The sequence below is a fragment of the Methylocaldum sp. MU1018 genome (genome assembly GCF_053646775.1).
Genome location: NZ_CM132195.1, coordinates 2,050,674 through 2,064,568, shown reverse-complemented (window position 1 = coordinate 2,064,568; position 13,895 = coordinate 2,050,674). Strand labels below are relative to the sequence as shown.

Genomic DNA, 13,895 nt, shown 5'->3' with positions numbered 1-13,895 from the left:
TAAGATCGATCATGAACGATGTGACTGCTGAAAAACTTTTTTCCGGCCCTATCGGGGAAGAATACGAGATGCTCAAGCGGATTTGCCCGGCCGCCGCCGACGTGAGCCGTCGGGTCGGCGAATTTGTCGCGGGGTGGACGCCCAGGCTTCCGGCGGAATCGTTGAGCTTGCTGGAGCTCGGCTGCGGCACCGGGGTGACGACGCTGAACCTGATCCATGCAAGGCCCGATACGATCATGACCTCGGTGGACAACGAGCCGACCATGCTGAACCAGGCTCGGCGGAATCTGGCCGAAGTCCTGGAACACGGCCGGCTCCGGCTGGTCGAGAACGATGCCTTGTCCCATCTGCGCGACACGCCGTCCGCAAGCGTCGATATCGTGGCCACCGCCTACACGCTGCACAATTTTCTCAACGGTTATCGCCTTCGAGTGCTCGAAGAAATCTTTCGCGTTCTCAAACCCGGAGGGATATTCGTCAACGGCGACCGTTATGCCCTGGATGATTCCCTGGCCCATTTGCAGTCGATCCAGGACGAGGTCAGGCAATATTTCCGCACCTTTACCGCCCTGAACCGGATCGATCTTCTGGAGCAGTGGATCGTCCATCTTTTCAGCGACGAATCTCCCGATCACGTGATGCCCCTCGCGGCGGGACTGAACAGCATGCATGAGATCGGCTTCGATGCCGTGACGGTGCATTTCCGTCACGAAGTGAACGCCTTGGTCAGCGGGTGCAAGCCATGGCCGTAAGCCGCGGCGCCAAAGACCGGAAGATCCTGTTTCGCTGCACGGAATGCGGCCATGCCCAGACCAAATGGTCCGGGCAGTGTCCGGCGTGCAGCGTTTGGAATTCGATGGTGGAAAGCGTCGAGGACCGGGCGGCTCCGTCCGTTTCCCGCTTTGCCGGCTATGCGGGGGTCGTCGAAAGGCTCTCCCCGGTATCGCTTGCCGACGTCGAAGCCGAAGAGATTTACAGAACGCCGACCGGGATCGAGGAATTCGACAGAGTCTTGGGCGGCGGACTCGTAACCGGCTCCGCGATCCTGATCGGCGGCGATCCCGGCATCGGCAAGTCGACCCTGCTGCTCCAGACCGTCGCCACGCTGAGCGAGCGTCAGCGGGTGCTGTATGTCACCGGCGAAGAATCCATCCGGCAGGTCAGCCTGCGCGCCAAGCGATTGCAGCTTCCCTGCGCGGGCGTTCAGATCATCGCCGAAACCTCGCTGGAACGGATTTTGGCCGTCGCGGCCGAAAGCCGGCCGGAAGTTCTGGTCATCGATTCGATCCAGACCACCTTTAGCGAGATATTGCAGTCGGCGCCGGGTTCCGTGGCCCAGGTGAGGGAGTGCGCGGCACAGTTGGTTCGGCACGCCAAGCAGACGCCGACGACCGTTTTTCTGGTGGGCCACGTCACCAAGGAAGGCGCTCTGGCCGGTCCGCGCGTATTGGAGCACATGGTGGACACGGTGCTTTATTTCGAGGGCGATTCGGGCAGCCGGTTTCGAGTGATCCGGGCTTTCAAAAACCGCTTCGGCGCGGTCAACGAACTCGGCGTGTTCGCCATGACCGAAACCGGGCTGCGCGAAGTGCGCAATCCGTCGGCGCTGTTCTTGTCGCGCGGCGAGGAGGACGCTCCGGGCAGCGTCGTGATGGTGATGCGCGAAGGCAGCCGTCCGCTTCTGGTCGAAGTTCAGGGGCTGGTCGACGAATCCCATTCGCCGACGCCGCGCCGGGTCGCCGTGGGCATGGAGCAGAATCGGCTGGCGATGCTGTTGGCGGTGCTTCACCGGCACGGCGGAATTCCGTTGTTCAACCAGGACGTCTTCGTCAATATGGTGGGCGGATTGCGCCTGACCGAAACCGCCGGCGATCTGGCGGTGGCCCTGGCGGTCGTGTCCAGCTACCGGGACCGTCCGATCCCGAAGGACTGGGTGGTGTTCGGCGAATTGGGGCTCAACGGCGAGGTCAGGCCGGTTCAGAACGGCGAGGAGCGGCTCAAGGAGGCCGCAAAACACGGGTTTACCCATGCGCTGGCGCCCGCCAAGAATATCGCCAAAGGGGGAATCAAGAATCTGGAGATCGTGCCGGTAAGAAGCCTGCGTGATGCCCTGGCCGCATTGTGATCGAGAACGATGCGGCTCTGGCCGGACCATCCCTGCCCGCATACTGGGGGTTGTTCCGCCGTGCAGATCGGCACAAATCCTCCGGGACCGAGACAGCAGGCTTTACATTGGAGCGTGCCTGAACCCAAACGTCACCAAGCTCGTGACGAACGGTCCTGGAGCCGAGGAGTTCCTTTGTTTTCGCAGGAAAACCGGTTTGAAGCAGGTCATGGGCGGAATTCATTAGTTCCCGAAATCCGTGATTCAGCACGTAGCCTGATGAAGTGAAACGGAATCCGGGAGGAGTGGTCGATGAACGAGACGGCATGAGTCCTGGATTCTACTTCGTTACGCCCTTGCGGTGGGCGCGGCGCGGCCTGCGTTGCCATGACGGCGGCTTAGCGTACTTTTCGTTCCGTTTTCTGCGAGGGCCCCGTATAGCGGGAAATGAGATCGCCAAACGTCTTGGGTTTACCTTCGGTCTGAAGGGCCTGGGGAATGGTGCCCTGATCGAGCATCGCTTCGATCCGCCGGGCATAAGAGGCAGAGCCTCCGCTTCGGTATCGAAAGTTGCGTAATGAGGCTTGAGCAAGACAGATCGGCGGATGACGACTTCCCGATTTCCTGTTTTTCGCTGTCTGATAGTTGCATCGGCGTCGACGGACAAACGGGCGGTTGATGCGTGGTTTTTGCCACACTCCAAGGAATTTTTACCCGTTTTTCGCCGAATTTGGCAATAAAAAGCGCCAGACTTATATGAGAATAAGAACTGATTTTTGGAGGCTGAGGTCGGAATCGAACCGGCGTCCACGGCTTTGCAGGCCGCTGCATGACCACTCTGCCACTCAGCCTAAGTGGGCTTGCGAAAGTAAAAAGCCGCGTTTCTTATCGCGGCTTTCTGAATTTGGAGCGGGAAACGAGACTCGAACTCGCGACCCCAACCTTGGCAAGGTTGTGCTCTACCAACTGAGCTATTCCCGCGTCGTGCTGTTGAGAGTTTGAATTTTAGGGATCGCCGGAGTTTTTGTCAACTCTTCGTTATTGCCTTTGAGAGCGGGCAATGCCGCTTTCAGGTAATTGACCATGGACCAAAGCGTCAGAATGGCGGAAATCAGCAGGAAAAACTGGCCGAGGTTTTTCAGGAGTTCTTGCCAGATGTCCATACCGAGCAAAAGTATGACGATCGAGACCATCTGGGCGGTCGTTTTCCATTTGCCCAGCCAGGAGACTTCCACTCGCTTGCGCTGTCCGATTTCCGCCATCCATTCGCGCAGGGAGGCGATGGTGATTTCGCGCCCGATGATGACCGCCGCGGCGATGGCGACGTAAGGGCTGGGATCGGCCTGTACGATCAGCACCAGCGTGACGGCCACCATCAATTTGTCGGCGACCGGATCGAGGAAAGCGCCGAAGCGGGTGGTCTGGCTCATTTTTCGGGCCAGATAGCCGTCCAGCCAGTCGGTTACGGCGGCGATGGTGAAAATCAGCGCGCAGGCGATGTGGGCGCCACTCCACGGCAGGTAGAAGAAGACGACCAGGACCGGGATCAACACGATCCGGAGCAACGTCAAATTGGTGGGGAGATTCAACTCCATTTTCAGCTTTCTCTCTCGTGGAAGGTTTCGTAAATGCGCTTGGCCAATTGAGCGCTGATGCCTTCGACGCTGCTCAAGGCGTCCACGCCGGCGCGGCTGATTTCCCTCAGGCCGCCGAACTGACGCAACAGTTGCTGGCGCCGCTTGGGACCCAATCCGGCGATATCGTCGAGCGCGGACTGTTTTCTGGCTTTGGCCCGACGCTGGCGATGCCCGGTGATGGCGAAACGGTGGGCTTCGTCGCGAATCTGCTGGATCAACAGCAGCGCGGGCGAGTGGCTGGGCAGGATGATGGCATCGGACGAGCCCGCGGGGAAGAGCGTTTCCATGCCCGGCTTGCGGTCGGGACCCTTGGCCACGCCCACGGTGCGAATGCCATCCATCCCGAGTTCGCTCAAAACCGCGCGCACGGCATTGACCTGACCTTTGCCGCCGTCGATGAACAGGATGTCCGGTGCCTCGATCTCGCCTTGCTTGATTCGCTGGTAACGGCGCGACACCGCCTGCGCCAGGGCGCCGTAGTCGTCGCCGGGCGTGACCCCCTCGATGTTGAAGCGCCGATAAGCGGACTTGACCGGACCTTGCCGGTCGAATACCACGCAGGAGGCGACGGTTTGCTCGCCCTGGGTATGGCTGATATCGAAGCATTCCAAACGTTTCGGAGGCTCCGGACAGCGCAGCGCCTCGCCCAGGCTGAGAAAACGCGCATACAGGTCCTGGCGGTTCGCCAATTTCGCATTCAAGGCGTTTTCGGCATTGATGAGCGCCAACTGCAGGCGCTTCTGCCGTTCGCCCCGGAGCCGCGCGGAAATCTGCACGGCATGGCCCGATTGGCTGGCGAGCACTTCCGCGACCAACTCGGCACCCTCGATCGGGTGGCTGATGAGAATTTCCCGGGGAACCAATTTTCCAAGGTAATACTGGGAGATGAACGCCGCCAGAATGCTGCCCGGATCGTGCTCTTCCAGCATGCTCGGGAAAAAGGCGCGGTCGCCGATCTGCTGTCCGCCGCGAATGAACAGCATCTGCACGCAGGCGACATTGCCGTTGAGCGCGCAGGCGATGATGTCGACGTCGCCGTGCTCGCCGTGCACCGACTGTTTGGCCAGAACCATTCTCAAGGCGGCGATCTGGTCGCGGTAACGCGCTGCCCGCTCGAACTGCAAATCGGCTGCGGCCTTTTCCATGCGGTCGGCCAGAGCGTCGATCAACCGCTTGCCGTTGCCCTCCAGGAACATCACGGTATCCTGCACGTCCTGGGCGTAGGCCTCGTGATCGATCAGATCCACGCAGGGCGCAGTGCAGCGTTCGATCTGGTGTTGCAGGCAGGGGCGGGAACGGTTTTGGAAATACGGATCCTGGCACTGGCGCACGGGGAAGATTTTCTGCAGCAGTTTCAGGCTTTCCCGAACCGCGCCGGCGCTCGGATAAGGCCCGAAATAGCGGCCTTGCTTGCTTTTGGCGCCGCGGTGGAAGGTGACGCGAGGGAACGGCTGATGGGTCGAAACATAGATATACGGATAGCTCTTGTCGTCGCGCAGATTGATGTTGTAGCGCGGCTTGTGGCGCTTGATGAGCTGGCTTTCGAGAAGCAGCGCCTCGCCTTCGGTGTGCGTCACCCTGATGTCGATCGAGCGTATCCGGGCCACCATGGCTTGTTGCTTGGGCGAGCAATCTTTGCCCGAAAAATAGCTGGATACCCGCTTTTTCAGATTTTTCGCCTTGCCGACGTAAATCACTTCGTCTTTTTCGTCCAGCATCCTGTACACGCCAGGCAACTGGGTCAGCGTTTCCAAAAAAGCTTTGATGTCGAAGGACGGGGCGTCTTCGCGCAAATTCATGACAGACAGGCCAATTCGTCGATAAGGGATCATTATAATCCTGAACGGGCAGGGACACGCAGTCCGAGCTTCTGTCGCCCCGCTTTCGGAAAAACGGTCGACTCGTCCGGGCCGCCGCCGGATCGGAGCATGGAACCCTATTGAACGAGGCGAGACGGCAAACGCCTGAGCCTCCATAACCGCCATACTTGGATCATGACAGCGATATCGAAGTGCCTAACGGGTTTCATCGGCTTAATCCTGCTGTTTTGCATGAGGATGCCTTGGGCCGGGCCGGAGCAGCCGGAGGGTGTCCTGATAGAGACCGTCGTTCGCGCCGATTGTGCCCACTGTCAGGCGGAAAAAGAGTTTTTGGAGACTTTGACGCGGGATGAAACCGACATCGAGGTGCGCTTTCACGACATTGCCACGAAAGAAGGCGCGGAGCTTTTCAAGAAGATCGTCGAGCATTCCGGACTGCCTTGGTCGCTGCCGATCACGATCGTGGGGACCGATCTGATACAGGGATTCGATACGCCGGAAACCACGGGCCAGCAGATTAGACGGCTGATCGAACGGAATCGCGGGCGCCCCGGCCAGGGATTCACGGCGTTGCTGGGCGTTCCGCCCGGGGGCGCGGAGAAAGCTTGCGACAGCGGGCCGTGCCCGGAGCCGACGTCCTTTTTCGTGAAACTGCCGTTCGTCGGTGTGGTCGATGCGGCGGTTTGGTCGTTGCCGATACTGGCGATCACGCTCGGATTCCTGGACGGCTTCAACCCGTGTGCCATGTGGGTGTTGGCGACGTTTCTGCTGGTGCTGATGCATATCGGATCGCGGCGCCGCATGTGGGCCGTGGCCGGGTTATTCATCGTTGCCGAAACGGTGATGTATTTTGCGATCCTGAATCTGTGGTTTCAGGTGTGGGATTTCGTCGGCATGGATAAAGTCATCACCCCGCTGGTCGGCATCGTGGCCATCGGCGGCGGGCTGTTCTTTCTCTACGAGTGGTTCAAATCGCTCGGCACCGAAATGGCTTGCAAGGTCGTCGACTTGGAACGGCGCTCCCGCATCGTGAGCAGGATCAAGCGCATCTCTTCGGGCCGGTTCGGCGTTCTGACCGCCGCGGCCGTGATCGGTCTGGCTTTTTCCGTGAACATCATCGAATTCGCCTGTTCCATCGGCTACCCGCAAGCTTTCACCAAGATCGTCGAGATGAATAGCCTCGGATTTTGGTCCGCTCAGGCGATGATCGGGCTTTATACCCTGTTTTACATGGCGGACGATTTTTTGGTGTTCGGTCTGGCGCTATGGGGTTTCGGCAAGCTTCATCTGGCGCAGAAATATTCGCGCTGGACGGCGCTCGTCGGCGGTTGGCTGATGCTCGCTCTGGGCTGGCTCTTGGTATTTCACCCGGACAAGCTGAGGTTGCCGTAGAGCGCCGTCTGCCCGGATGCTCGGGGCCGGCTCAAAGCTTCAAATGAAAGCCGCCGAATACCGTGGCGCCCGGTATATGGTGGGCGTAAGTGCCGCCGTCCCGGTTGCCGGTGAGGTTCTCTCCGCGCACGTAAAAGTTCAGTTTCGACAACACGCGGCAAGTGGCCAGAACGTCGACTCGGACGGCCTCGCGGCTGGGCAGGGTTGCCGCGATGTCGTTCCACTGCGCGCTTTGATATATCGCGTTCACGCGAAGGCTCAGCGGCACGACGCGCATGTCCCATTGGGCCCAGGCGCGGCCGCTTTTTTCCGGGTGTACCGGCAAAGGCCGGTCGTTGTCCAGATTGCGGCTGTACTGATAGGTGAAGTCGACCCCGCTACGGATTTGTTCCGACCAGAGTGTTTCCAATGAAGCCTCTACTCCGGCGATACGGGCCCGCGGCGTATTGCCGATGCTGAAAAAGCGCCCCAGGCCGATTTCCGAAGTAACCAGGTCGTTATAACGGCCGTAATAGCCGGTCACGGCAAGGCGCAAATCGCGGGTCGGCATCCAGTCGAATCCGGCATCCGCCGTCAAGCCCTTCTCCGGTCTCAGAGCGGGATTGCCCAGAAGCGGCATCTGCAACTCGCCGTAGCCGGGGGCGCGGAATGCGGTGCCCGCGTTGGCACTGAGGCTCAAGGCCGGCGCAAGATCCCAGCGAGACCCGAAATGCATGAGCGTGTGCTTGCCGTAGTCGTCGTGACTTTCCACCCTGACGCCGGCTTCGTGATGCCATCGCCCCAGGTCGGCCTGGACTTCGGCGAATCCGGTCACGGTTTTCCGTTCGTCGCGGAATTGCGACGATCGCAGCGGGTTTTCACTTTCGCCTCGCTCGTGACGCGCCTGTCCGCCCCAGATGAGCCGCCAATGCCGTTGTTGCGCGCGGTCGTCGAAGAGCGCATGGCTGTTGCGCCAATCGGCAAACATCAGATGGCTGCGGAAACCGATCGGCAGACCGCCGGCCCGGGCGGCGACATCGTTTTGGGTATAGGCCAACTGCAATCGGCTGGTCCAGTCGTCGGTCAGGCGCACAGAGGCAGCGTTCTGGGTCAGCCAGAGTTTTTCATGAAAATGCGTGGTTGCACTGTCGACGAAAGTGGGAAGTCCGGCCGAAGTCACTCCCGGCAGATCCGCGTCTTGCCAGGAGTCCTTGTAGAGCAGACTGCCGTCCACCGTCAAATCCGGCGCGAATCGTGCGCCGTAGCGCGTCATTCCCAAGCTGCTGCCGAACGGATCCCGTTCCGGATTGCCGCGCTCCGGCATGGCGTCATGGGTGCCGTCGAATTGGTTGATCCGGCTTGCCGCGACGGCGATATCGGCGCGCTCCGCCTGTACGCCGCCGCTCAGGGTCGTTCGAAAGGTGCCGAAGCTGCCGCCTTCCGCATGAGCCAGACCGTAATCGTTCACGGCCCGCTTGGAATGCATCTGGATGCTGCCGCCCAAGGCCTGGCCGCTGTAGTAGGCATGGTTGGAGCCGAGAACCGCGGCCACGCCGCCCAAAGCCTCGGCGGGGATGGTATCGAGCCAGCTCAGGGCCGGCAGCGCCGTCAACAGCGGCACGCCGTCGAACGTCACCATGCCCTGGGCGGCGGATGCGCCGCGCACCCGAAGTCCCGATCCGCGGCCTTCGCTGCTGCGGGTTACGAATACGCCGGGCGTTCCGCGAAGAAAATTATCCACATTGCTGTATTGGGAACTCTCCAGGTCGGTCCGCGACCGGATAGTGACATGGTTCGCCAGCGTCGCCGAGAGGCGGTCGTCGGCAATCGCGGCCAGATCTTCCGCGGGCGCTACCGTGACCGTGGGCAGTTCCGTAGCTTCCTCTTGCGGCGCGGCCAGCGCTCGAAGGGTCACCAATACGGCTGCGGCCGGGCCGATCAGTCTCCGCGCTCTTGTCTTAACCATCAAATAGGTTAAGTCCGGTCAGCCGGTCAATCCGGCTCGTAAGCCAGGATCGGCGCCAGCCAGCGTTCGGTTTCCCTAAGCGTCATGCCTTTCCGCTTCGCGTAGTCCTCCGCCTGGTCGCGGCCGATCTTGCCGACATTGAAATATCTGGCTGCCGGATGGGCCAAATACCAGCCGCTGACGGAGGAGGCGGGATACATCGCGAAAGATTCCGTCAATCGGATGCCGGTGTTTTGTTCCGTAGTCAGCAATTCGAACAGTGCGGCCTTTTCGGTATGATCCGGACAGGCGGGATAACCGGGGGCGGGGCGGATGCCCCGATAGGCTTCGGCGATCAGTTGCTCGTTGCTGAACTGCTCGTCCGGTGCGTAGCCCCAGAACTCGCGGCGAACCCGGCGGTGCATCAGTTCGGCGAAGGCCTCGGCCAGCCGGTCGGCCAGCGCCTTGAGCATGATGCTGCTGTAGTCGTCGTGATTCGCGGCGAAACGGTCGAGATGCCTTTCGATGCCGTGGCCGGCGGTAACGGCGAAGCCGCCGATGTAGTCGGGCACGCCGCTGTCTACCGGCGCCACGAAATCGGACAGGCAGTAATTGGGCTGGCCGGGCGGCTTCATCGCCTGCTGGCGCAGATGGTGAAGCACCGTAAGAGTCTCTTTCCGGGTCTCGTCGGCATACAGCACGATGTCGTCGCCCGAGGCATTGGCCGGGAAGAATCCGACCACGGCGCGGGCGGTCAGCCACTCCTCCTCGACCAGGGTTTCGAGCATGGCTTTAGCGTCCTTGAGCAAGGTGCGCGCATGTTCCCCGACCACCTCGTCGTCGAGAATCTTCGGATAGCTGCCGGCCAGCTCCCAAGTGTGGAAAAACGGCGACCAGTCGATGTACTCGACGATCTCCCGCAACGGATAGCGGTCGAATACCCGAGTGCCCAGAAAAGTCGGGTGCGGCGGCACGTAATGCCGCCAATCGCCGCGAAAGGCATTGGCGCGCGCGACGGCAATCTCGTGCATCGGATGTTGCGCCTTGCGTCCCGCGTGGCGCTGGCGTACTTCTTCGTATTCGCGCCGGGTCTGGGCGATGAAATCGTCCCGCAAGTCCTCGCTCAGGAGCCTGCCGGCAACCCCCACGCTGCGCGAGGCATCGGCCACGTAAACCGCCGGAGCGGCGTAGTTCGGTTCGATCTTGACCGCGGTATGGGCGCGCGAGGTGGTCGCGCCGCCGATCAGGAGCGGCAGGGTGAAGCCCAGCCGTTCCATTTCCTTGGCCACGTGGACCATTTCGTCCAGGGAAGGCGTGATCAGGCCGGACAGTCCGATGATGTCGACGTCGTGCTCGCGCGCCGCCTCCAGGATTTTCTCGCAAGGCACCATGACGCCTAGATCGATGACCTCGAAGCCGTTGCATTGCAGCACGACGCCGACGATATTCTTGCCGATGTCGTGCACGTCGCCCTTGACCGTGGCGAGCAGGATCTTGCCGTTCGATTGCGTCGCGCCGCCGGCCTTTTCCGCTTCCATGAAAGGCATCAGATAAGCCACCGATTTCTTCATGACGCGGGCGGATTTGACCACCTGCGGCAGGAACATCTTGCCGGCGCCGAACAGATCGCCGACCACGTTCATGCCCTGCATGAGCGGACCTTCGATGACGTGCAAGGGGCGCGCGTATTGTTGACGGGCCTCCTCGGTGTCCTGTTCGATGAATTCGTCGATACCCTTGACCAGCGCGTGCTCGAGGCGCTTCTCGACCGGCCAGTGCCGCCAGGCGAGGTCTTCCTTCTTTTCGACGGCTCCGCCTTCTTCACGGTATTTCTCGGCGATGGCCAGAAGCCGTTCGGTGGCGTCCGGGTGGCGCGCGAGGATCACGTCCTCGATCGCGTCCCTGAGTTCCGCCGGAACGTCTTCGTAGATGGCGAGCTGGCCGGCGTTGACGATGCCCATGTCCATGCCGGCGCGGATCGCATGGTAAAGAAAGACGGCGTGGATGGCCTCGCGCACCGGATCATTGCCGCGAAACGAGAAGGATACGTTGGAAACGCCGCCCGAAATCAGAGCGTGGGGCAGGGTTGTCTTGATCGTCTCAACGGCTTCGATGTAGTCGAGACCGTAGCGATTGTGCTCCTCGATGCCGGTGGCGACCGCGAAGATGTTGGGATCGAAGATGATGTCCTCGGCCGGGAAGCCGACGCGCTCGGTGAGAATTTTGTAAGCGCGGGCGCAGATCTCCACCTTGCGCTCGCGGGTGTCCGCCTGGCCCTGCTCGTCGAAGGCCATGACGATGACCGCCGCGCCGTAACGCCGGACCAGTTGGGCGTGGCGGATGAAAGCGTCCTCGCCTTCCTTCAGCGAAATCGAGTTGACGATGCCCTTGCCCTGCAGACATTTCAGTCCCGCTTCCAGAATCTCCCATTTGGACGAATCCAGCATGACCGGCACGCGGGCGATATCGGGTTCCGAGGCGATCAGGTTCAGGAAACGGACCATCGCGGCTTGCGAGTCGAGCATGCCTTCGTCCATGTTGACGTCGACGATCTGGGCACCGTTCTCGACCTGCTGGCGGGCGACGTCGATGGCCTGCTCGTATTTTTCCTCGCGGATCAGGCGGCGGAAAACAGCCGACCCGGTGACGTTGGTGCGTTCGCCCACGTTGACGAACAGGGATTCTGGGCCGATGTTCAAAGGCTCGAGCCCGGACAAGCGGCACTTGGGCTCGACGATCGGAACGCGGCGCGGCGGAAAGTGCTCCACGGCGTCGCGGATGGCTTTGATATGGGGCGGCCTCGTGCCGCAGCAGCCGCCCACGATATTCAGAAATCCCTGCTCGGCCCATTCGGCGATTTCCCTGGCCATGGCTTCGGGCGATTCGTCGTACTCGCCGAATTCGTTGGGCAAACCGGCGTTGGGGTGAGCCGAGACATGAGTGTCGGCGATGTGCGAAAGCTCTTCGATGTATTGCCGGAGCTGCTTGGCGCCCAGCGCGCAGTTGAAGCCGATCGAAATCGGCTGGGCATGGCGCAGCGAGTTCCAGAACGCTTCCACGGTCTGTCCGGACAGGGTGCGGCCCGAGGCGTCGGTAATCGTACCCGAGATCATGACCGGCAAGCGGAGCCCGTGGTCGTCGCAGTACCGTTCCACGGCGAAGACCGCGGCCTTGGCGTTCAGGGTGTCGAATATGGTTTCAATGAGAATGATGTCCGCGCCGCCATCGACCAGACCTTTCGTGGCTTCGTAATAAGCGTCGACTAGTTCGTCGAAGCTGACGGCACGGAAGCCGGGATCGTTGACGTTCGGAGAAATCGAGGCGGTGCGATTGGTCGGCCCCAATACGCCGGCGACGAACCGCGGCCGGTCGGGCGTCTTCTCGGACATGGCGTCGGCCGCCTGCCGCACCAGGCGGGTCGCTTCCGCGTTGAGTTCGTAAGCCAGCTCCTCCATGCCGTAATCGGCGAGGCTGACCCGATTGGCGTTGAAGGTGTTGGTCTCGATGATGTCCGCGCCCGCTTCCAGATAGGCGTCGTGAATCGCCCGGATGATCTGCGGTTGGGTGAGGCAGAGGAGATCGTTGTTGCCTTTGAGATCCTTCGGCCAGTCGGCGAACCGCGTTCCGCGATAATCTTTCTCTTCGAGCCGATAGCTTTGGATCATGGTGCCCATCGCGCCGTCCAGGAACAGAATTCTTTCCGAAAGAAGTTGTCGGAGTAAAGCGGCGCGCGTGTTCGGGTTAGTCATCGTGGGGAGTTCCGAAGTAAGGGAAAATTCGAAAGGACGTATCGACGGCAAAGAATTCTATTTTAGAGACAGACGGGCCGCCGATAAACCGGTTTATCATCCGCAAACCGGTGAATTCCTTGCCATACGGAAATGAAAGATGTCAAAATTCGGCTCGCTTTCAAGAATGGCCAGCCCGCATTTCTCACATTGCTTCGTCGCGAGGGAATACGGCGCGCCACGGCGATTTAGAAGGGTCGCGGCTAAAGCGGCGTTTGCTTGGAAGGGTGGCTTCGGCGCTCCCGAAGACGCCGTTTGCGATTGGAGGAGTGCGAGAAATGCGGGCTAGTTATTCCGTCTACGAATGCCTCTTTATATTTTGCGGACGAGAGTAACCGCCTCACTACCAGTTCCGGGGAGATATCTATGAATTTTCGAGTATTCGGTGCAGCCGGCCTGATTTGGCTTGCCGGAGCCGTGGGAACCACCGCTCTAGGGGAAATCCTGCTAAAGGACAACAGTGAAATCGTGGGTACGTGGCAGCTTGAATCGGTGGCTCCGTCACTCAATAAACCCAAGGTCGAGGAAAATAGGACCTGGGAGTTCAAGCCCGACGGCACCGTCGTCACTTCGGGGTACAACCGGCACTTCAAACGGGACGACCGGCACGAATGGACCTACAAAATCGAGAACGGCAAAATCGTCACCGATGATCCGGGTCGGCCGGGAAGGACGATCGATTATACAGTCTATGAAAAAACACCCGACCGGATGATCTTGAAAGGCGGCATGGAAGGGTTCTATTTCTTTAAAAAACAATAACAGAGGAGGCCGGATATGAATAAATTCTTTCAGTTCAGCAAAGATGACAAAACGATGTGGCTGGGCATGTTGGGGATCAGCGTGGTCTTCATCGTGCTGATGTCGCTATTCACGACTACCTCGCCCTTCTATTACGCGCAGCGCATTCTGATCACGATCTTCATCATGTTCCTGCCGGGCTACGCGATCACGAAGATGTTCTTCGACCACCTGGAATTCACGGAGTACAGGGCGCTCGACAAGTTCCTGGTTTCGTTTTTCTTTTCCATAGCCACGGTGCAAACCTTGTACTTCATATCGACGTATATACGGACTTACGCCCTCAATGTGGACGAAGACGTCATCAGCAGCAACGCGATTGCGATATCCATCTCCCTTTTCGTGATCGCCGCTGCGTTCGGCGTCAAATTTTATTTGAACAAAAAGAAAACCATCACGTCATAAAGCAGACTTTGTCCAACAGGTTTT

At 60.1% G+C, this 13,895-nt stretch carries 9 protein-coding genes and 2 tRNA genes; 5 read left to right on the top strand and 6 right to left on the bottom strand.

The features are described from left to right. Positions 1–11 precede the first annotated feature (11 nt). The gene (locus tag ACWJKU_RS09510) at positions 12–752 is read left to right on the top strand and encodes a class I SAM-dependent methyltransferase (RefSeq protein ID WP_454142068.1); all 741 of its coding nucleotides are present in this window, start codon (positions 12–14) and stop codon (positions 750–752) included. After that, on the top strand, positions 743–2,125 hold the full coding sequence (gene radA, locus ACWJKU_RS09505; protein WP_454142067.1) for a DNA repair protein RadA: 1,383 nt from the start codon (positions 743–745) through the stop codon (positions 2,123–2,125). Before ACWJKU_RS09510 ends, radA begins: the two co-directional genes overlap by 10 nt. 756 nt (positions 2,126–2,881) lie before the next feature. On the opposite strand, the gene ACWJKU_RS09500 is transcribed toward radA, so the two are convergent. From ACWJKU_RS09500 to uvrC, 4 genes are all read right to left on the bottom strand, one after another. Next, positions 2,882–2,955: transfer RNA gene (locus ACWJKU_RS09500), tRNA-Cys, on the bottom strand. Between the two features lie 54 nt (positions 2,956–3,009). Continuing rightward, positions 3,010–3,085: transfer RNA gene (locus ACWJKU_RS09495), tRNA-Gly, on the bottom strand. Next, the gene (gene pgsA, locus ACWJKU_RS09490; RefSeq protein WP_454148090.1) at positions 3,076–3,705 is read right to left on the bottom strand and encodes a CDP-diacylglycerol--glycerol-3-phosphate 3-phosphatidyltransferase; all 630 of its coding nucleotides are present in this window, start codon (positions 3,703–3,705) and stop codon (positions 3,076–3,078) included. The genes ACWJKU_RS09495 and pgsA overlap by 10 nt, the downstream gene beginning before the upstream one ends. Next, positions 3,702–5,540, bottom strand: a complete 1,839-nt coding sequence (uvrC, locus tag ACWJKU_RS09485) for an excinuclease ABC subunit UvrC (RefSeq protein WP_454142066.1) — start codon at positions 5,538–5,540, stop codon at positions 3,702–3,704. The genes pgsA and uvrC overlap by 4 nt, the downstream gene beginning before the upstream one ends. Positions 5,541–5,891: 351 nt before the next feature. Here uvrC and ACWJKU_RS09480 point away from each other — a divergent pair, with 351 nt between their 5' ends. Further along, positions 5,892–6,953 carry a cytochrome c biogenesis CcdA family protein gene (locus ACWJKU_RS09480; RefSeq protein WP_454142065.1) on the top strand — a complete coding sequence of 354 codons (1,062 nt, stop codon included), beginning with the start codon at positions 5,892–5,894 and terminating at the stop codon, positions 6,951–6,953. Positions 6,954–6,984: 31 nt separating this feature from the next. Here ACWJKU_RS09480 and ACWJKU_RS09475 read toward each other — a convergent pair whose 3' ends face one another. Both ACWJKU_RS09475 and metH read right to left on the bottom strand, forming a co-directional pair. After that, entirely contained in the window at positions 6,985–8,898 is a 1,914-nt protein-coding gene (locus ACWJKU_RS09475) for a TonB-dependent receptor plug domain-containing protein (protein WP_454142064.1), read from the bottom strand. 26 nt (positions 8,899–8,924) lie between these two features. Beyond that, positions 8,925–12,626 carry a methionine synthase gene (gene metH, locus ACWJKU_RS09470; protein ID WP_454142063.1) on the bottom strand — a complete coding sequence of 1,234 codons (3,702 nt, stop codon included), beginning with the start codon at positions 12,624–12,626 and terminating at the stop codon, positions 8,925–8,927. Between the two features lie 405 nt (positions 12,627–13,031). Between metH and ACWJKU_RS09465 the strand changes: the two genes are divergently transcribed. Both ACWJKU_RS09465 and ACWJKU_RS09460 read left to right on the top strand, forming a co-directional pair. Then, positions 13,032–13,427, top strand: a complete 396-nt coding sequence (locus ACWJKU_RS09465; protein ID WP_454142062.1) for a lipocalin family protein — start codon at positions 13,032–13,034, stop codon at positions 13,425–13,427. A gap of 15 nt (positions 13,428–13,442) precedes the next feature. Continuing rightward, positions 13,443–13,871, top strand: a complete 429-nt coding sequence (locus tag ACWJKU_RS09460; protein ID WP_454142061.1) for a hypothetical protein — start codon at positions 13,443–13,445, stop codon at positions 13,869–13,871. Positions 13,872–13,895 lie beyond the last annotated feature (24 nt).

Bases quoted from the DNA above. Each gene is read 5' to 3' on its own strand.
- ACWJKU_RS09475 (WP_454142064.1), bottom strand. From the start codon at position 8,898: ATGGTTAAGACAAGAGCGCGGAGACTGATCGGCCCGGCCGCAGCCGTA.
- ACWJKU_RS09465 (WP_454142062.1), top strand. From the start codon at position 13,032: ATGAATTTTCGAGTATTCGGTGCAGCCGGCCTGATTTGGCTTGCCGGA.
- metH (WP_454142063.1), bottom strand. From the start codon at position 12,626: ATGACTAACCCGAACACGCGCGCCGCTTTACTCCGACAACTTCTTTCG.
- radA (WP_454142067.1), top strand. From the start codon at position 743: ATGGCCGTAAGCCGCGGCGCCAAAGACCGGAAGATCCTGTTTCGCTGC.
- ACWJKU_RS09510 (WP_454142068.1), top strand. From the start codon at position 12: ATGAACGATGTGACTGCTGAAAAACTTTTTTCCGGCCCTATCGGGGAA.
- uvrC (WP_454142066.1), bottom strand. From the start codon at position 5,540: ATGAATTTGCGCGAAGACGCCCCGTCCTTCGACATCAAAGCTTTTTTG.
- ACWJKU_RS09460 (WP_454142061.1), top strand. From the start codon at position 13,443: ATGAATAAATTCTTTCAGTTCAGCAAAGATGACAAAACGATGTGGCTG.